The sequence below is a fragment of the Streptomyces sp. NPDC055966 genome, from assembly GCF_042269865.1.
In the GTDB taxonomy this organism is placed as follows: domain Bacteria; phylum Actinomycetota; class Actinomycetes; order Streptomycetales; family Streptomycetaceae; genus Streptomyces.
In genome coordinates, this window is the sequence record NZ_JBHJYK010000009.1 from 202,718 (window position 1) to 220,561 (window position 17,844).

Annotated in this window: 14 protein-coding genes; 7 read left to right on the forward strand and 7 right to left on the reverse strand. The window is 71.0% G+C overall.

Going from position 1 to position 17,844, the window contains the following annotated elements:
• Positions 1–37: 37 nt before the first annotated feature.
• Positions 38–3,553 (reverse strand): methionine synthase, encoded by a 3,516-nt coding sequence (gene metH, locus ACFC8N_RS21035; RefSeq protein ID WP_376289003.1) that lies wholly within the window; start codon positions 3,551–3,553, stop codon positions 38–40.
• Between the two features lie 344 nt (positions 3,554–3,897).
• Here metH and ACFC8N_RS21040 point away from each other — a divergent pair, with 344 nt between their 5' ends.
• The 6 genes from ACFC8N_RS21040 (at position 3,898) to ACFC8N_RS21065 (ending at position 11,029) form a co-directional block, all read left to right on the forward strand.
• On the forward strand, positions 3,898–4,662 hold the full coding sequence (locus tag ACFC8N_RS21040) for an IclR family transcriptional regulator (RefSeq protein ID WP_376289005.1): 765 nt from the start codon (positions 3,898–3,900) through the stop codon (positions 4,660–4,662).
• A 367-nt stretch (positions 4,663–5,029) separates the two neighbouring features.
• The gene (locus ACFC8N_RS21045; RefSeq protein WP_362819264.1) at positions 5,030–5,824 is read left to right on the forward strand and encodes an MIP/aquaporin family protein; all 795 of its coding nucleotides are present in this window, start codon (positions 5,030–5,032) and stop codon (positions 5,822–5,824) included.
• Between the two features lie 69 nt (positions 5,825–5,893).
• Positions 5,894–7,432: a glycerol kinase GlpK gene (gene glpK, locus ACFC8N_RS21050; RefSeq protein WP_356022389.1), complete on the forward strand. Its 1,539-nt coding sequence runs from the start codon at positions 5,894–5,896 to the stop codon at positions 7,430–7,432.
• Positions 7,433–7,474: 42 nt separating this feature from the next.
• The gene (locus tag ACFC8N_RS21055; RefSeq protein WP_356022391.1) at positions 7,475–9,088 is read left to right on the forward strand and encodes a glycerol-3-phosphate dehydrogenase/oxidase; all 1,614 of its coding nucleotides are present in this window, start codon (positions 7,475–7,477) and stop codon (positions 9,086–9,088) included.
• 151 nt (positions 9,089–9,239) lie between these two features.
• A complete protein-coding gene (locus ACFC8N_RS21060) occupies positions 9,240–9,911 on the forward strand; it encodes a FadR/GntR family transcriptional regulator (RefSeq protein ID WP_356022393.1) in 672 nt (223 codons plus the stop codon).
• 131 nt (positions 9,912–10,042) lie between these two features.
• Complete coding sequence (locus ACFC8N_RS21065) at positions 10,043–11,029, forward strand: PAC2 family protein (protein WP_356022395.1); 987 nt, start codon at positions 10,043–10,045, stop codon at positions 11,027–11,029.
• A gap of 69 nt (positions 11,030–11,098) precedes the next feature.
• Here ACFC8N_RS21065 and mshC read toward each other — a convergent pair whose 3' ends face one another.
• The 4 genes from mshC to ACFC8N_RS21085 form a co-directional block, all read right to left on the reverse strand.
• Positions 11,099–12,328 (reverse strand): cysteine--1-D-myo-inosityl 2-amino-2-deoxy-alpha-D-glucopyranoside ligase, encoded by a 1,230-nt coding sequence (gene mshC, locus ACFC8N_RS21070; RefSeq protein ID WP_356022398.1) that lies wholly within the window; start codon positions 12,326–12,328, stop codon positions 11,099–11,101.
• Positions 12,329–12,421: 93 nt separating this feature from the next.
• A complete protein-coding gene (locus ACFC8N_RS21075; RefSeq protein ID WP_356022400.1) occupies positions 12,422–13,261 on the reverse strand; it encodes an SCO1664 family protein in 840 nt (279 codons plus the stop codon).
• Positions 13,225–13,815, reverse strand: coding sequence for a DUF3090 domain-containing protein (locus ACFC8N_RS21080; protein WP_356022403.1), 591 nt, complete (start codon positions 13,813–13,815; stop codon positions 13,225–13,227). The genes ACFC8N_RS21075 and ACFC8N_RS21080 overlap by 37 nt, the downstream gene beginning before the upstream one ends.
• Before the next feature lie 108 nt (positions 13,816–13,923).
• Entirely contained in the window at positions 13,924–14,634 is a 711-nt protein-coding gene (locus ACFC8N_RS21085; protein WP_356022404.1) for a histidine phosphatase family protein, read from the reverse strand.
• Between the two features lie 62 nt (positions 14,635–14,696).
• Here ACFC8N_RS21085 and corA point away from each other — a divergent pair, with 62 nt between their 5' ends.
• Entirely contained in the window at positions 14,697–15,692 is a 996-nt protein-coding gene (corA, locus tag ACFC8N_RS21090) for a magnesium/cobalt transporter CorA (protein ID WP_356022406.1), read from the forward strand.
• A gap of 13 nt (positions 15,693–15,705) precedes the next feature.
• Here the strand turns inward: corA and ACFC8N_RS21095 are convergent, their stop codons facing one another.
• Both ACFC8N_RS21095 and ACFC8N_RS21100 read right to left on the reverse strand, forming a co-directional pair.
• The gene (locus ACFC8N_RS21095) at positions 15,706–16,494 is read right to left on the reverse strand and encodes a ferritin-like domain-containing protein (RefSeq protein WP_356022409.1); all 789 of its coding nucleotides are present in this window, start codon (positions 16,492–16,494) and stop codon (positions 15,706–15,708) included.
• Positions 16,495–16,740: 246 nt separating this feature from the next.
• Positions 16,741–17,796: an LLM class F420-dependent oxidoreductase gene (locus ACFC8N_RS21100; protein ID WP_356022411.1), complete on the reverse strand. Its 1,056-nt coding sequence runs from the start codon at positions 17,794–17,796 to the stop codon at positions 16,741–16,743.
• Positions 17,797–17,844: the final 48 nt, after the last annotated feature.

Consider the following 17,844-nt stretch of genomic DNA (forward strand, 5'->3'; position numbering starts at 1 on the left):
ACGACTTATCCGGTCAGTGCGCTGGGTGAGACGCGCCTCACCGGGCGTTGAAGTACTTCGCCTCCGGGTGGTGGATCACGATCGCGTCCGTGGACTGCTCGGGGTGCAGCTGGAACTCCTCGGACAGGTGGACACCGATCCGCTCGGGCCGGAGCAGCTCGGCGATCTTCGAGCGGTCCTCCAGGTTCGGGCAGGCGCCGTAGCCGAGGGAGAAGCGGGCGCCCCGGTACTTCAGGGCGAACATGTCCTCGATGTCGGCCGGGTCCTCGCCGGCGAAGCCGAGCTCGCTGCGGACGCGGGCGTGCCAGTACTCGGCGAGCGCCTCGGCCAACTGCACGGACAGGCCGTGCAGTTCGAGGTAGTCGCGGTAGGAGTTGGCCGCGAAGAGCTTGGCCGTCTCCTCGCCGATGCGGGAGCCGACGGTGACGACCTGGAGGCCGACCACGTCCGTCTCGCCCGACTCCTCCGGGCGGAAGAAGTCGGACAGGCACAGCCGGCGGCCCCGGCGCTGGCGCGGGAAGGTGAAGCGGGTGCGCTCGTTGCCCTGCTCGTCCAGGATGATCAGGTCGTCGTCCTTGGACACGCAGGGGAAGTAGCCGTAGACGACGGCCGCTTCGAGGAGGTTCTCCGTCTGCAGCCGGTCCAGCAGACCGCGCAGCCGCGGCCGGCCCTCGCTCTCCACCAGGTCCTCGTACGACGGTCCCTCGCCGGTGCGGGCCTGCCGCAGCCCCCACTGGCCCTTGAACAGGGCGCCCTCGTCCAGCCAGGACGCGTACTCCTTGAGCTGGATGCCCTTGACGATCCGGGTGTCCCAGAACGGCGGGGCCGGCACCGGGTTGTCGGTGGCGACGTCGGAGCGGACGTGCCCCTCCTCCGGGCGTTCCTCCGCCGGGGCGACGACCGCGGGCCGCACGCGGCGCTGCTTGAGCTCGGGCAGCTTGGCTCCGGGGACGCCGCGCTTGACGCCGATGAGGGCGTCCATCAGGCGCAGGCCCTCGAAGGCGTCGCGGGCGTAGCGGACCTCGCCCTCGTAGATCTCGTGCAGGTCCTGCTCGACGTAGGCGCGGGTGAGTGCGGCTCCGCCCAGGATCACCGGGTAGGCCGCGGCCAGCTTGCGCTGGTTCAGCTCCTCCAGGTTCTCCTTCATGATCACCGTGGACTTCACGAGCAGCCCGGACATGCCGATCACGTCGGCCCGGTGCTCCTCGGCGGCCTCCAGGATCGCGGAGACGGGCTGCTTGATGCCGAGGTTGACCACGTTGTAGCCGTTGTTGGACAGGATGATGTCGACGAGGTTCTTGCCGATGTCGTGGACGTCGCCGCGCACCGTGGCCAGCACGATGGTGCCCTTGCCCTCGGCGTCCGACTTCTCCATGTGCGGCTCCAGGTAGGCCACCGCCGACTTCATCACCTCGGCGGACTGGAGCACGAACGGCAGCTGCATCTGCCCCGAGCCGAACAGCTCACCGACGACCTTCATCCCGTCCAGGAGGGTGTCGTTGACGATGTCGAGGGCCGGCCGGTCCGCCAGGGCCGTGTCCAGGTCCGCTTCCAGGCCGTTGCGTTCGCCGTCGATGATCCGGCGCTTCAGGCGCTCCTCCAGCGGGAGGGCGGCGAGTTCCTCGGCCTTGCCGGCCTTCAGCGACTTCGCGGTGGCGCCCTCGAAGAGCTGCATCAGCTTCTGGAGCGGGTCGTAGCCCTCGGCGCGGCGGTCGTAGATCAGGTCGAGGGCGGTGGTGACCTGCTCGTCGTCGAAGCGGGCGATGGGCAGGATCTTGGAGGCGTGCACGATGGCCGAGTCCAGACCCGCCTTCACGCACTCGTCGAGGAAGACGCTGTTGAGGAGGATACGGGCGGCCGGGTTCAGACCGAAGGAGATGTTCGACAGGCCCAGGGTGGTCTGGACGTCCGGGTGGCGGCGCTTGAGCTCGCGGATCGCCTCGATGGTGGCCAGGCCGTCCCCGCGGGACTCCTCCTGACCGGTGCAGATGGTGAAGGTCAGGGTGTCGATGAGGATGTCCTCCTCACGGATGCCCCAGTTCCCGGTCAGGTCGGCGATCAGCCGCTCGGCGATCTCCACCTTCTTCTCGGGGGTGCGGGCCTGCCCCTCCTCGTCGATGGTCAGCGCGATCAGGGCCGCACCGTGCTCCTGGGCCAGCCGGGTGACGCGGGCGAAGCGGGAATCGGGGCCCGCGCCGTCCTCGTAGTTCACCGAGTTGATCACCGCGCGGCCGCCCAGCTTCTCCAGGCCGGCCCGGATCACGTCGACCTCGGTGGAGTCGAGCACGATCGGCAGCGTCGAGGCCGTCGCGAACCGCCCGGCCAGCTCCTCCATGTCGGCCACACCGTCCCGGCCGACGTAGTCCACGCACAGGTCCAGCAGGTGCGCGCCCTCGCGGATCTGCTCCCGCGCCAGCTCCACGCAGTCGTCCCAGCGGGCCTCCAGCATCGCCTCGCGGAACTTCTTCGACCCGTTCGCGTTCGTCCGCTCGCCGATCGCCAGGTACGACGTGTCCTGCCGGAACGGCACCGTCTGGTACAGGGAGGCCGCTCCCGGCTCCGGGCGCGGGTCACGCGCGGGCGGGGTCACGCCGCGCACCCGCTCGACCACCTGGCGCAGATGCTCAGGCGTCGTACCGCAGCAGCCGCCCACCAGCGACAGGCCGTACTCGCGCACGAACGTCTCCTGCGCGTCCGCCAGCTCGGGCGCGGACAGCGGGTAGTGGGCGCCGTCCTTGGTGAGGACCGGCAGGCCCGCGTTGGGCATGCAGGAGAGGGGAATGCGGGCGTTGCGGGCGAGGTAGCGCAGGTGCTCGCTCATCTCGGCCGGGCCGGTCGCGCAGTTCAGGCCGATCATGTCGATGCCGAGCGGCTCCAGGGCGGTCAGGGCCGCACCGATCTCGGAGCCGAGGAGCATGGTGCCGGTGGTCTCGACCGTCACCGAGACGATCACCGGCAGGTCGAGCCCGAGGGCCGCGAGGCCGCGGCGGGCGCCGAGGACGGCGGCCTTGGTCTGGAGCAGGTCCTGGGTGGTCTCCACCAGCAGCGCGTCGGCGCCGCCGCCGACCAGGCCCTCGGCGTTGCGCTGGTAGGCGTCGCGCAGGGTCTGGTACGGGGCGTGGCCGAGGGTGGGCAGCTTGGTGCCGGGGCCCATGGAGCCGAGGACCCAGCGCTGCCGGCCGTCCCGCGCCTGGAACGCGTCGGCGACCTCGCGGGCCACCCGGGCGCCGGCCTCGGACAGCTCGTACACGCGCTCGGAGATGTCGTACTCGCCGAGGGCGGAGTGGTTGGCGCCGAAGGTGTTGGTCTCGACGCAGTCCACGCCCACGGCGAAGTACGCCTCGTGGACGGAGCGGACGATGTCGGGGCGCGTGAGGTTGAGGATCTCGTTGCAGCCCTCAAGCTGCTGGAAGTCGTCCAGGGTCGGGTCCTGGGCCTGGAGCATCGTGCCCATGGCTCCGTCCGCGACCACCACACGCGTGGCGAGCGCCTCTCGGAGCGCGGACACCCGGGTCCGGCTGTCGGCATGCGGGGACGTTGGCAACGAGGCCATGAAGGGGCTCCCTAGGTGCGACGGCTGTCGGCTATGCGGCTTCCCCGGATCGGGCTGGGGAAGAGCACGGCGTCAGAGTAACCGGGAGTGGGCTTGGATGGGCAGCGGCGTCCACGAGGCGGACCGGGTGGCCCCCGCGTCACGCTCCGGGCACGTGTGATGTAACAGGTGTCGACCGACCATTGGCGGGAGGTCGACATGGACCGGTAGTGTTCGGCATTGCCGAACGCTGGGTAGCACGCCATGCGACGGTGTGCGGTGGACGACGGGTGACGACACTCGGCACCGGGACGACCGCGCGCGCCGCGTTCGTCGGCGGTCGAAGGGACGGAGGCAGGACGGCGATGGCACGGAACATCCAGTCGCTCGAACGGGCGGCCGCGATGCTGCGGCTGCTCGCGGGCGGCGAGCGGAGACTGGGCCTGTCGGACATCGCCTCGTCGCTGGGCCTCGCCAAGGGCACCGCCCACGGCATCCTGCGCACCCTCCAGCAGGAGGGGTTCGTGGAGCAGGACGACGCCTCGGGGCGCTATCAGCTGGGCGCGGAGCTGCTGCGCCTCGGCACCACGTACCTGGACGTGCACGAGCTGCGCGCCCGGGCCCTGGTGTGGACCGACGACCTGGCCCGCTCCAGCGGCGAGAGCGTGCACCTGGGGGTCCTGCACCAGCAGGGCGTGCTGGTCGTGCACCACGTCTTCCGGCCGGACGACAGCCGGCAGGTGCTGGAGATCGGCGCCATGCAGCCGCTGCACTCGACCGCGCTGGGCAAGGTGCTCTCGGCGTACGACCCGGTGGCGCACAGCGAGGCGCTGGAGACCGAGCGCAAGGCCTTCACGGACCGCACGGTGTGCGAGTGGGACGCCTTCGAGCACCTCCTCGACATCACGCGCGCGCGTGGGTACGCGGCCGACGTGGAAGAGACCTGGGAGGGCGTGGCGTCCATCGCCGCGCCCATCCACGACCGGCGCCGGATGCCCGTGGGCGCGGTCGGCATCACCGGTGCCGTGGAGCGGCTGTGCCGGGACGGCGAGCTGCGGCCCGAGCTGATCGCGGCGGTGCGCGACTGCGCCCGCGCGGTCTCCAGGGATCTGGGCGCGGGCCGGTTCTGAGCCCCCTGCCTCTCGCCGAGGGGCGACCGGGACGCCGGGCGGCGTTCCGGTTCTCGCCCTACCCTGAAGTGGACATATCGGGCTAGATCCTTTGAGATCCCATGTCAGTGCCTACGTCAGGTGCGCGATGAGTGATAACCCGCAGCGATCAATAACGATCCTGTTTTCAATAACAGAACCCTTGACGCATGCGTGACGCCGAAGCAAGACTCCCGTCCATCGGTCGGCATTGTCGAACACCTACCGGCAATACGCGTTAGAGTGTGACAACGCCAAGGGCCGACATCGCTCTCACCCCCGAGGGCAGCTCGAACTCCCGGAGGGACCCGGGGTTCGGTCCCCTGGACGAAGGACAAAGGAGTCGCGGGTGTCCAGCTCCGACATCTTCATCGGCGAGACCATCGGTACCGCCATACTCATCCTGCTCGGCGGCGGCGTCTGCGCGGCCGTCACGCTGAAGGCCTCCAAGGCCCGTAACGCCGGTTGGCTCGCCATCGCCTTCGGGTGGGGCTTCGCCGTCATGACGGCCGTGTACATCTCCGGACCCCTCTCCGGTGCACACCTCAACCCGGCCGTCACCATCGCCCTCGCGATCAAGAACAGCGACTGGACCAACGTCCCGGTCTACCTCGCCGGACAGCTGCTCGGCGCGATGATCGGTGCCGCCCTGGTGTGGGTCGCCTACTACGGCCAGTTCCACGCGCACCTGACCGACAAGGAGATCGTCGGCGGTCCGGGCGCACAGGCCACGGACGCCAAGGCGGTCGAGGCGCAGGAGACGGGTGCCGGCCCGGTCCTCGGCATCTTCTCCACCGGTCCGGAGATCCGGAACGTGGCGCAGAACCTCGCCACGGAGATCATCGGCACCGTCGTGCTCATCCTCGCGGTCCTCACCCAGGGCCTGAACGACAAGGGCAACGGCCTCGGCGTCCTCGGCGGCCTCGTCACCGCGCTCGTGGTGGTGTCGATCGGTCTGTCCCTGGGCGGCCCGACGGGCTACGCCATCAACCCGGCCCGTGACCTCGGCCCGCGCATCGTGCACGCTCTGCTGCCGCTGCCCAACAAGGGTGGTTCCGACTGGAGCTACGCCTGGATCCCGGTGGTCGGTCCGCTGATCGGCGCCGCCATCGGTGCCGGAATCTACAACGTCGCCTTCGCATAAGAAGCCCGCCGTCTTCCGGCACGCGCCCCACGGACAGCCCCCTCACCACGGATCTTTCAGGAGCACACAGTGACCGACGCCCACACCGCAGGCCCGTTCATCGCCGCGATCGACCAGGGCACCACCTCCAGCCGCTGCATCGTCTTCGACCGGGACGGCCGTATCGTCTCCGTCGACCAGAAGGAGCACGAGCAGATCTTCCCGAAGCCGGGCTGGGTCGAGCACAACGCCAACGAGATCTGGACCAACGTCCAGGAAGTCGTCGCCGGTGCCATCGCCAAGGCCGGCATCACCCGGGACGACATCAAGGCCATCGGCATCACCAACCAGCGCGAGACCACCGTGCTGTGGGACAAGAACACCGGTGAGCCCGTCTACAACGCCATCGTCTGGCAGGACACCCGCACCGACGCCCTCTGCCGCGAGCTGGGCCGCAACGTCGGCCAGGACCGCTTCCGCCGCGAGACCGGCCTGCCGCTGGCCTCCTACTTCGCCGGGCCCAAGGCCCGCTGGCTGCTCGACAACGTCGAGGGCCTGAAGGAGCGCGCCGAGGCCGGCGACATCCTCTTCGGCACCATGGACACCTGGGTCATCTGGAACCTGACCGGCGGTGTCGACGGCGGCCGGCACGTCACCGACGTGACCAACGCCTCCCGCACCCTTCTCATGAACCTGCACACGATGGAGTGGGACGAGAAGATCGCCGAGTCCATCGGCGTGCCGCTGCAGATCCTGCCCGAGATCCGCTCCTCCGCCGAGGTCTACGGCGAGGTCACCGGCGGCACGCTCGGCGACCTGATCGGCGGCATCCCGGTCGCCTCCGCGCTCGGCGACCAGCAGGCGGCCCTGTTCGGCCAGTGCTGCTTCGCCGAGGGCGAGACCAAGTCGACCTACGGCACCGGAACCTTCATGGTCATGAACACCGGTGACAAGATCATCAACTCCTACGCCGGTCTGCTGACCACGGTCGGTTACAAGATCGGCGAGCAGTCGACGGTGTACGCCCTGGAGGGCTCGATCGCCGTCACCGGCTCGCTGGTGCAGTGGATGCGCGACCAGATGGGCCTCATCTCCACCGCCGCCGAGATCGAGACGCTCGCGCTCTCGGTCGAGGACAACGGCGGCGCCTACTTCGTGCCGGCCTTCTCCGGTCTGTTCGCCCCGCACTGGCGCTCCGACGCCCGCGGTGTGATCGCCGGTCTGACCCGTTACGTCACCAAGGCGCACCTCGCGCGCGCCGTCCTGGAGGCCACCGCCTGGCAGACCCGGGAGATCGCCGACGCCATGGTCAAGGACTCCGGCGACGAGCTGGTGGCCCTCAAGGTCGACGGTGGCATGACCGCCAACAACCTGCTGATGCAGACGCTCTCCGACGTCCTGGACGCACCCGTGGTGCGCCCGATGGTCGCGGAGACCACCTGCCTCGGCGCCGCCTACGCCGCCGGCCTGGCCGTCGGCTTCTGGTCCAGCACCGACGAACTGCGCGCCAACTGGCGCCGGGCCGCCGAATGGACCCCCCGCATGGACGCGGAGACCCGCGACCGTGAGTACAAGAACTGGCTCAAGGCCGTCGACCGGACCATGGGCTGGATCGAGGACGAGAGCTGAGCTGCCCCACAGTTCGGCTCTGACGAGGAGTAAGTACCCGACATGACCAGTCAGTCCACCCTGTCCGTACCTGCCCTGGGGACGCACCCGGCCTCCGGCTCCAACCCGAGCCGCGCCGAGACCAGGGAGCAGCTCTCCAAGGCGTCGTACGACCTTCTTGTGATCGGCGGCGGCATCCTGGGCATCTCCACCGCCTGGCACGCCGCGCAGTCCGGACTCAGGGTGGCGCTGGTCGACTCCGGCGACTTCGCCGGTGCCACCTCCTCCGCCTCCTCCAAGCTGCTCCACGGCGGTCTGCGCTACCTGCAGACCGGCGCGGTGAAGCTGGTGGCGGAGAACCACTTCGAGCGCCGTGCGGTCTCCCGCCAGGTGGCCCCCCACCTGGCGAACCCGCTCACCTTCTACCTCCCCGTGTACAAGGGCGGGCCGCACGGCGCGGCGAAGCTCGGCGCGGGCGTCTTCGCCTACTCCGCGCTCTCCGCGTTCGGCGACGGCGTCGGCCACCTGCTCTCCCCCGCCAAGGCGGCGCAGGACGTGCCGGAGCTGCGCACCGAGAACCTCAAGGCCGTGGCCGTCTACGGCGACGACCAGATGAACGACGCGCGCATGGCGCTGATGACGGTCCGCGCGGCCGTCGAGGCGGGCGCGGTCGTCCTCAACCACGCCGAGGTCACCGGCCTGCGCTTCACCCGGGGCCGGGTCACCGGCGCCGAGCTCAAGGACCGTGTCTCCGGCGAGGAGTTCGGCGTGAGCGCCCGCCTGGTGCTGAACGCGACCGGCCCCTGGGTCGACCACCTGCGGAAGATGGAGGACCCGAACGCGGCCCCCTCCATCCGCCTGTCCAAGGGCGCGCACCTGGTCCTCAAGCGCACCTCTGCCTGGAAGGCCGCGCTCGCGACCCCCATCGACAAGTACCGCATCACCTTCGCCCTCCCCTGGGAGGACATGCTGCTGCTCGGCACGACCGACGAGGAGTTCGAGGGCGACCCGGCGGACGTCTCCGTCACCGAGAAGGACATAGCCCAGATCCTGGACGAGGCCGCGTTCTCCGTCCGGGACCAGCAGCTCCGGCGCGAGCTCATCACGTACGCGTTCGCCGGTCTGCGCGTGCTGCCGGGCGGCCCCGGCGACACCGCCAAGGCCAAGCGCGAGACCGTGGTGACCGAGGGCAAGGGCGGCATGCTGTCCGTCGCGGGCGGCAAGTGGACCACCTTCCGCCACATCGGCCGCACGATCATGAAGAAGCTGGAGGCGCTGCCGGGTCACCCGCTCGGCGACGACTTCGAGCCGATCTCCTCGCTGCCGAAGAAGCTCCCGCTGCCGGGCGTCGCCAACCCGCGCGCCGTCGCGCACCGCCTGCTGGTGGACCACCCGGCGCCCGGCCCGCGCATGGCGGCCGACACGGCGAAGCACCTGGCCACCCACTACGGCTCCCTGGCCTTCGACATCGCCCGGCTGGCGAACGAGAACCCGGACCTGGCCGAGCGCGTCCACCCCGACGCCCCGGAGATCTGGGCGCAGGTCGTCTGGGCCCGCGACCACGAGTGGGCCCAGACGCCGGACGACGTGCTGCGCCGCCGTACGACGCTGACGATCCGCGGTCTTGCCACGGACGAGGTCCGCGGCAAGGTCCAGGACCTGCTCGACAAGAAGTAACCGGGCACGGCGAAGGGCGGTCCCGCTGCGGTGGGGCCGCCCCTTTCCCATGGGCTCACCCGAACGGCCCCGGGAAGGGCCCGCATAATGTGACTGAGACATCCGATGTCTGAGCGCATGCGCGCGGGGTGCGGGCGACAGGAGGCCGGTCATGGCAGTCACCGACGAGGCGATCGAGAAGATCAAGGACATGATCGTCTCGGGTGCGCTGCGCCCCGGCGACCGGCTGCCCAAGGAGAGCGAACTCGCCGCCGAACTGGGCCTGTCCCGCAACTCGCTGCGCGAGGCCGTACGGGCCCTGTCGCTGATCCGGATCCTGGACGTGCGCCAGGGCGACGGCACGTACGTCACGAGTCTCGACCCGCAACTCCTGCTGGAGGCCATGAGTTTCGTGGTGGACTTCCACCGCGACGACACCGTGCTGGAGTTCCTGGCGGTGCGCCGGATCCTGGAGCCGGCCGCGACGGCGATGGCGGCCTTCCGGATCAGCGAGCAGCAACTGGACGCGCTGTCCGCCCAGTTGGACGCCCTGGGCGCGGAGCCCTCGGTGGAGGAACTGGTCGCCGCCGACCTGGAGTTCCATCGCGGCATCGTGCGCGGCGCGGGCAACTCGGTGCTGTGCTCGCTGCTGGACGGCCTGTCGGGGCCGACCACACGGGCGCGGATCTGGCGGGGCCTGACCCAGGAGGACGCGGTCGGCCGCACCCTGCGCGAGCACCGGGCGATCCTGGCCGCGCTGCGCGACCGGGACGCGGAGGCGGCCCGCTCCTGGGCGACGGTGCACATCGCGAGCGTGGAGCAGTGGCTCCGGTCCACTCTGTGAGTCCGGGTGTTCCGCACTGGTGCACGGGGCAGTGATCCGTTCACTCCCCCGTGCAAGGGGGCTGCGGGAGCCCCCGCCGGACGCCGTAAGGTTGGTGAGTCAGGCGAGGGCACGTCGGAAGGAGGCACTGGGTGATCGAGCTGGAGGGGGTTCCCGAGCTGATCGACCCAGTCATGGTGGCCGCGTTCGAGGGCTGGAACGATGCCGGTGACGCCGCCTCCACGGCGGTCGCGCATCTGGAACGCGAGTTCAAGGGCGAGGTGTTCGCGGCGCTGGACGCCGAGGACTACTACGACTTCCAGGTGAACCGCCCCACGGTCTTCATGGACGGTGGGGTGCGCAAGATCACATGGCCGACGACCAGGCTGTCGGTGGTCCGCGTCGGCGGCGAGAAGCCGCGCGATCTCGTGCTGGTGCGCGGCATCGAACCGTCCATGCGCTGGCGCTCGTTCTGCAACGAGCTGCTGGGCTTCGCGCACGAGCTGGGCGTGGAGCTGGTGGTCGTCCTGGGCGCCCTGCTCGGTGACACCCCGCACACGCGTCCGGTGCCGGTCAGCGGGGTCACGTCCGACCCGGACCTGGCCCAGCGGATGGACCTGGAGGAGACCAAGTACGAGGGCCCGACGGGCATCGTCGGCGTGCTCCAGGAGGCGTGCACGCACGCGGGCGTCCCGGCGGTGTCGCTGTGGGCGGCCGTACCGCACTACGTCTCCCAGCCGCCCAACCCGAAGGCCACGCTGGCGCTGCTCAACCGGCTGGAGGACCTGCTGGACCTGCGCATCCCGCAGGGCGAGCTGCCCGAGGACGCGCGTGCCTGGCAGGTGGGCGTTGACCAGCTGGCCGCGGAGGACAGCGAGGTCGCCGAGTACGTGCAGACACTGGAGGAGGCCCGGGACACCGCCGAGCTGCCGGAGGCGTCGGGCGAGGCCATCGCCCGCGAGTTCGAGCGGTACCTGCGGCGCCGGGACGTCGGCCCGCCGGGCGGCCACGCGACGGCGGACGGCACGGACACCGGCCCGTGGCTGCGCGACAACCCGGGCGGGCGGACCCGGCCGCCCCTGCCGCCGAGGCCCGACGCCTCCGGCGGCCCGGACGACGACGAGGACTCCGAGGACTGACCCGGGAGTGACGCAAGGGGCGGTACGCGTGCGCGTACCGCCCCTTGTGCGTGTGCCGGAGTGGCCGGGCTAGACCGCCACGCCCAGCAGGGCGTCCACCGCCCGGGTCACCAGGCCGGGGGCACCCGTGTCGGTGCCGCCCTCCTGCTCCTGGCGCTCCGCCCAGCGGTCCACCGCGGCGAGCGCGGCCGGTGCGTCCAGATCGTGGGCCAGAGCCTCGCGGATCTCCTCGACCAGGGCGTCGGCGGAGGGGCCGTCGGGGCGCGAGACGGCGGCGCGCCAGCGGCCGAGGCGGGCCACGGCGTCCGCCAGGACCTGGTCGGTCCACTCCCAGTCGGCGCGGTAGTGGTGGGCCAGCAGGGCGAGCCGGATCGCGGCCGGGTCGACGCCGTCGCGGCGCAGCGCCGAGACGAAGACCAGGTTGCCCTTGGACTTCGACATCTTCTCGCCGTGCAGGGCGACCATGCCGGCGTGCACGTACGCCTTGGCCATCGGGAACTCGCCGGTGAGTACCTGGGCGTGCGAGGCGCCCATCTCGTGGTGCGGGAAGGCCAGGTCGGAGCCGCCGCCCTGGACGTCGAAGCCCATCCCGAGGTGGTCGAGGGCGATGGCCACGCACTCGATGTGCCAGCCGGGGCGGCCCCGGCCGAGCGTCCCGCCGTCCCAGCTGGGCTCGCCCTCGCGGGCCGCCATCCACAGCATCGGGTCGAGCGGGTTCTTCTTGCCCGGGCGCTCCGGGTCGCCGCCGCGCTCGGCGGACAGCAGCCGCATCGCGGCCGCGTCGAGGTTCGACACCTTGCCGAAGTTCGGGTCGGACTCGACGGAGAAGTAGATGTCGCCGTCCAGGTCGTAGGCCGCGCCGAGCTCGCGCAGCCGCTCCACGAGCGGGACGATGCCGGGTATCGCCTCGACGGCGCCTATGTAGTGCTGGGGCGGGAGCAGCCGCAGGGCGGTCATGTCCTCACGGAAGAGGGCCGTCTGCTGCTCGGCGAGGGCGACCCAGTCGACGTTGTCCCGCACCGCGCGCTCCAGCAGCGGATCGTCGACGTCGGTGACGTTCTGGACGTAGTGGACCTGCCGCTTGGTGTCGAGCCACACGCGCTGAACGAGGTCGAACGCGTTGTAGGTCGCCGCGTGACCCATGTGGGTCGCGTCGTACGGGGTGATGCCGCAGACGTAGATACGGGCGACGGGACCGGGGTCGAGGGTGACCAGACCGCCGGTCGCGGTGTCGTGGATCCTCAGGTCGCGGCCCTGACCAGGCAGGGCGGGGACCTCGGAAGCGGGCCAGGCATGCATGTACATGAGCCTAACCGGCCAGGAGCTGCGTATACGAACGGGATCGGGCCGGATGGCCCGTTAGACGGTCTTGTACATCTGCCGCCGTTGTGCTCACACGGGCGGCCACGGGATCGCCGGCCACTCACCGCCCGGCTCCGGATGCACGCCCGAGGAGAGCAGTTCCTCGGTACGCGCGCGCGTGGCGTCGATCTCGGCCGGGGTGATCAGTCCGGCGAGCCGCTCGCCGAGCGGTCCGCCCAGGCCCTCGCGCAGGCCGCCCAGGACCTCGACGGCCTCGGCGGTAAGCGGCTCCCCGGCCCAGCCCCACAGCAGGGTGCGGAGCTTGTTCTCGACGTTGAAGGTGACGCCGTGGTCGATGCCGTAGAGCCTGCCCTCGGTGGTGGGCAGCAGATGGCCGCCCTTGCGGTCGGCGTTGTTGATCACGGCGTCGAGGACCGCGAGCCTGCGCAGCCGCTCGTCGTCGGCGTGCACGAGCAGCGCGGTGCGGCCCTCGCCGACCTCGGCGAGGCCGATCGCCTTCCAGCCCGGCTCCGGCTCCTCGGCGTCCACCAGGGCGAGCAGCTCCGCCTCGGCCTGGACGTCGATCCACAGCTGGCACATGCCCTCGCCGTAGGGCCCCTCGCGCAGCACGGTCGGCGGGACGAGGCCCCAGCCGGTGGCCTCCGAGACCGCGTAGGCGGCCACCTCGCGGCCGGCCAGGGTGCCGTCGGGGAAGTCCCACAGCGGGCGCTCCCCGGCCACGGGCTTGTAGATGCAGGAGGCTTCCCGGCCGTCGTACGCGACCGTGCAGAACAGCGCGGCGTTCGACGCCTCGCGGATGCGACCGCGTACGGTCAGCTCACCGCGCGCGAGCAGTTCGGCGGCGGCCGCGTCGGCGGTCGTGTCGACGGACGTCACGCTCCGCGGCGGTATCCGTTCTGGCGCGGACATACATGTCCTTCCGGATCGAGCGGGAGGCTGCACAGCGGGCACGGCGGCCGCCCGGCGTTGACGACGTCGAGGGCGCGCTTGGCGAAGGCCCTGGCCTGCGCGCCGGTCAGCCGGACCCGCAGCATCGGGGGCCCGTTCTCCTCGTCCTGGAGCAGTCGCTCCTCGGCCTCGGCGAGGTCCTCGTCGGTGTCGGCGTCCAGCTCCACGAGGGCCTGCGCCTCGACGATCATGCGCTGTTCCTCGCCGTCCCAGGCCAGCGCCATGGTGCCGACGCGGAACTCCTCGTCGACGGGGGTCTCCAGCGGGGCGGTGTCGGCGATCTCGGTGGGCGCCATGGCGGGGACGGCCGCGCTGCCGCCGCTGCGCCGTACGACCTCGTCGAGCAGTTCGTCCATGCGCTCGGCGAGCGCGGCCACCTGCGTCTTCTCCAGCGCCACGCTGGTCACCCGGGAACCTGCGACGGCCTGGAGGAAGAACGTACGGCGCCCGGGCAGTCCGACCGTGCCGGCGACGAAGCGGTCCGGCGGGTCGTAGAGGAACACCTGACGGGACACGTCCTGATCTCCATTGGGGTCGAGAGCTTCAGCGGTGCTGGCCACGCGGGTACGCGACTGCGGTGGATCCGAGTGCGGTGGATCGCTTCACCCTACTGCGGCCGACGATCACGGTGCGCCCGCACCACCCCCGACCGGTGCGTCGCCCTCGCCGGTGCCCTCGTCCGGTTCGGCGCCCGGTTGTTCGCGCGGCGCGAGGGATGCGAAGTCCCCGGTGTCGCCGAGCCGGATCAGGAACGGCCGCAGCCGGGTGAAGCGGATCGCGGTGACGGAACAGGGCTCCACGGAGATCCGCTGGAAGAGGTCGAGATGGAGCCCGAGGGCGTCGGCGACCAGGGACTTGATGATGTCGCCGTGCGAGCACATGAGATAGACGGCGTCGGCGCCGTGCTCGCGCTCCACGCGCGCGTTCCACTCGCGTACGGCCTCGGCGGCGCGGGTCTGCATGGCACGCAGGGACTCGCCGCCCGGGAAGGCGGCGGCCGACGGGTGGGCCTGGACGACCTCCATCAGCGGCTCGTCCTTCAGCTCGGCGAGCTTGCGGCCGGACCAGTCGCCGTAGTGGCACTCCCCGATCCGCTCGTCGGTGTGGACGCTCAGTCCCGGGCGGGCCTCCAGCAGCGGGCGCACGGTCTCCTGGCAGCGCTGCAGCGGGCTGGCGACGACCTCCGAGATCGGCAGGCCCGCGAGCCGGGCCGGCAGCGCGGCGGCCTGCGCGGCGCCCCGCTCGTCCAGGGCGACGCCGGGCGTCCACCCGGCGAGCAGACCGGAGGTGTTGGCGGTGGACCGTCCGTGCCTTACGAGGATCAGGGTGGGCATGCGGCCCAGGGTAGGCGTACCAGCGCGTGCGCCGCTGGGCGGGCGAGGGGAGAATGCGCTCCGTGATCGTGGACTGCGCCGTCTACCGGCACGGGCTCCGCACCGAGGGCCCGGAGGACCTGTCCGACGCGCTGGCGGAGGCGCGGGCGGCGGGCGGTTTCGTGTGGATCGGGCTGTACGAGCCGTCGGAGCGAGAGTTCGGCCTGGTCACGGAGGAGTTCGGGCTGCATCCTCTGGCGGTCGAGGACGCCCTCAAGGCGCATCAGCGGCCGAAGCTGGACGTGTACGCCGACTCGCTGTTCATGGTGCTGAAACCGGTCGTCTACGAGCCCGAGGGCGACACCGTCACGACGGGCGAGATCATGATCTTCGTCGGCGACTCCTTCGTGGTGACCGTGCGCCACGGCACCTGTTCGCCGCTGGCCGCCGTACGGCACCGGCTGGAGGAGGAGCCGGAGCTGCTCGACAAGGGCCCGACCGCGGTGCTGTACGCGATCTCCGACGCCGTCGTCGACCACTATCTGGACGTGGCCGCGGAACTCCAGAGGGACCTGGAGGAGCTGGAGACGGAGGTGTTCCAGCCGGAGCGCGGCGGCTCGCGGCACACCGCGTCCCGGATCTACACCTTCAAGCGGCAGGTCCTGGAGTTCCGCCGGGCCACCGGTCCGCTGACGGCGCCGCTGACCCGGCTGGCCGGCACCGGTCCGTTCGGCGGCTCGGTGCCGTTCGTGCACGACAAGGCGCGGCCCTTCTTCCGGGACGTGGGCGACCATCTGCTGCGGGTGAACGAGTCCGTGGAGGCGCTGGACCGGCTGGTGTCCGACATCCTCTCGGCGCATCTGGCGCAGATGAGCGTCCGGCAGAACGACGACATGCGGAAGATCTCCGCGTGGGCGGCCATGGCCGCGGTGCCCACGATGATCGCCGGGATCTACGGCATGAACTTCGACCACATGCCGGAGCTGCACTGGCTGTGGTCCTACCCGGCGGTGATCCTGCTGATGGCCGGGCTGGAGGTGCTGCTGTACCGCCTGTTCAAGCACCGCGACTGGCTGTAGGGGCCGGTTCGGCTCAGGCGAACTCGTGGGCCGGGGCGGCGGGCCCGCCGAGGGCGTCGCGGCGCTCGGGCATGCGCAGGGCGGCCATCCGGTGCCAGCCGGCGAGGCGTTCGTAGCCGTACAGCGCGTGGATGCCGGCGGCGAGCAGCGCGGACTTGGCCCGGGGCCAGCCGAGGATGCGCCCCATGTGGGCCATGACGGCGAGGCTGACGTCCCGGTGGACGGCGATCTCGCCGAGCGCGTACGCGCGCAGGGTCCGCTGGATCAGCCGGCCGTGTCCGGCGGCGGCGAGGCGCAGCAGTTCCTCGTGGGTGTAGGCGAGGTGGTTGTCCTCGTCGGTGGAGATCATGCGTACGGCCTTGCCGACGTCCGGATCGTCGGCGAAGTACCGGCGGAGCATCGTCATCTGCTCGGCGGCGCGCTGCTCGGTGACACGGCTGTGGGCGAGGTAGACGACGATGTCCCGTACGGACAGCGGCGCCTCGCGCCGGAGTCTGTCGTGCGCGAGACCGATGCCGCGCCGCTCCAGGAGCATCGTGTAGTCGGTCTCGGGCGGTACGGCGACGGGGGTGAGTCCGCGCTTCCTCATCAGGGCGTGGAAGATGCGGCCGTGCTTGTCCTCGTCGGCGCCGTGGCGGGCGATCTTCGGAGCGAGCGCGCGTTCGCCGTCCGGCACGAGCGCGGCGATCCGCCCGTTCTCCCAGCCGCCCTGGGACTCCCCGCCGGCGGCGATGGAGCAGAAGAGCCGGAAGGACTCGTCGTGGTCGAGGATCTCCTGGAACAGACTCCTGGCCGAAAGCATCGAGGTCACCTCTCCGCAAGATGCATGATTCCGCATCATCTGCGACATTCCGCAGAGAACGAGTCAAATGCGGGCGGAGAGGAGTCGCAACACGGGTGCCCGGCGACTCGGCCGGAAGAAGGAACGCCGGGGTCGTAACCGCGCGGCGCCCGGCGCGTTGTTCCCGGTGACGGCCGTGGCGGGGAAGACCCCCGAGCCCCCACCACGGCCGCAGAAACCTTTACTGAACCCCTTCGGCCGCGGCCGTCAGGCGAGCCCGGCGCGCTCCAGTGCCTCGCTGCCGGCCCGCAGGGAGGCGAGCCGCTCGTCCAGCGTGAAGCCGGCCGGGGCGAGGCTGAGGGTGGTGACCCCGGCGGCGGCGTAGGCCTTCATCCGGTCCGCGATCCGGTCGACGGAGCCCAGCAGCGTGGTCCTGTCGATGAGGTCGTGCGGCACGGCGGCCGCGGCACCGGCCTTGTCACCGGACAGGTACTTCTCCTGGATGTCGGCGGCCTCCTTCTCGTATCCCATGCGCCGCGCGAGCTGGTTGTAGAAGTTCTGCTTGGCGCTGCCCATGCCGCCCACGTACAGCGCGGTGTAGGGCCGGAAGGTGTCGGCGAGCCGGGTCACGTCCTTGTCGTCGCCCACGGCCAGCGGCAGGGTGGGACAGACGTCGAACCCCTCAAGGGTCTTGCCGGCCTTCTCGCGCCCCGCGCGCAGGTGCGTGATCGTGGTCTCCTCCAGGTGCTCGGCGGAGGGGAAGATCAGCAGGGCGCCGTCGGCGATCTCGCCGGTCTGCTCCAGGTTCTTCGGGCCGATCGCGGCGATGTACAGCGGGATGTGCTCGCGCTGCGGGTGCACGGTCAGCCTGATGGGCTTGCCTGGGCCGCCGGGCAGCGGCAGCGTCCAGTGCGCGCCCTCGTACGTCAGCCGCTCCCGGGTCATCGCCTTGCGCACGATCTCGACGTACTCACGCGTGCGTGCCAGCGGCTTGTCGAACGTGACGCCGTACCAGCCCTCGGAGACCTGCGGACCGGAGACGCCGAGGCCGAGCCGGAACCGCCCGCCGGACAGCGAGTCGAGCGTCGCGGCGGTCATCGCGGTCATCGCGGGCTGCCGGGCCGGGATCTGGAAGATGGCCGAGCCGACGTCGATGCGCTCGGTCTGCGCGGCGACCCAGCTGAGCACCGTGGCCGCGTCGGACCCGTACGCCTCGGCGGCCCAGCACACGGCGTAGCCCAGCCGGTCGGCCTCCTGGGCCACGGCCAGATTGTCCCCGTCCATTCCGGCGCCCCAGTAGCCGAGATTGATCCCGAGTTGCATGGCCCATTCCCCTTACCCGTGAGTAACGTCCCTGTGGGGGCGACCTTA

Coding starts and splice junctions, on each gene's coding strand:
- ACFC8N_RS21060 (WP_356022393.1), top strand. CDS start 9,240: ATGGCAGTCACCGACGAGGCGATCGAGAAGATCAAGGACATGATCGTC.
- ACFC8N_RS21055 (WP_356022391.1), top strand. CDS start 7,475: ATGACCAGTCAGTCCACCCTGTCCGTACCTGCCCTGGGGACGCACCCG.
- ACFC8N_RS21040 (WP_376289005.1), top strand. CDS start 3,898: ATGGCACGGAACATCCAGTCGCTCGAACGGGCGGCCGCGATGCTGCGG.
- ACFC8N_RS21075 (WP_356022400.1), bottom strand. CDS start 13,261: ATGTCCGCGCCAGAACGGATACCGCCGCGGAGCGTGACGTCCGTCGAC.
- mshC (WP_356022398.1), bottom strand. CDS start 12,328: ATGCATGCCTGGCCCGCTTCCGAGGTCCCCGCCCTGCCTGGTCAGGGC.
- metH (WP_376289003.1), bottom strand. CDS start 3,553: ATGGCCTCGTTGCCAACGTCCCCGCATGCCGACAGCCGGACCCGGGTG.
- ACFC8N_RS21100 (WP_356022411.1), bottom strand. CDS start 17,796: ATGCAACTCGGGATCAATCTCGGCTACTGGGGCGCCGGAATGGACGGG.
- ACFC8N_RS21095 (WP_356022409.1), bottom strand. CDS start 16,494: ATGCTTTCGGCCAGGAGTCTGTTCCAGGAGATCCTCGACCACGACGAG.
- ACFC8N_RS21085 (WP_356022404.1), bottom strand. CDS start 14,634: ATGCCCACCCTGATCCTCGTAAGGCACGGACGGTCCACCGCCAACACC.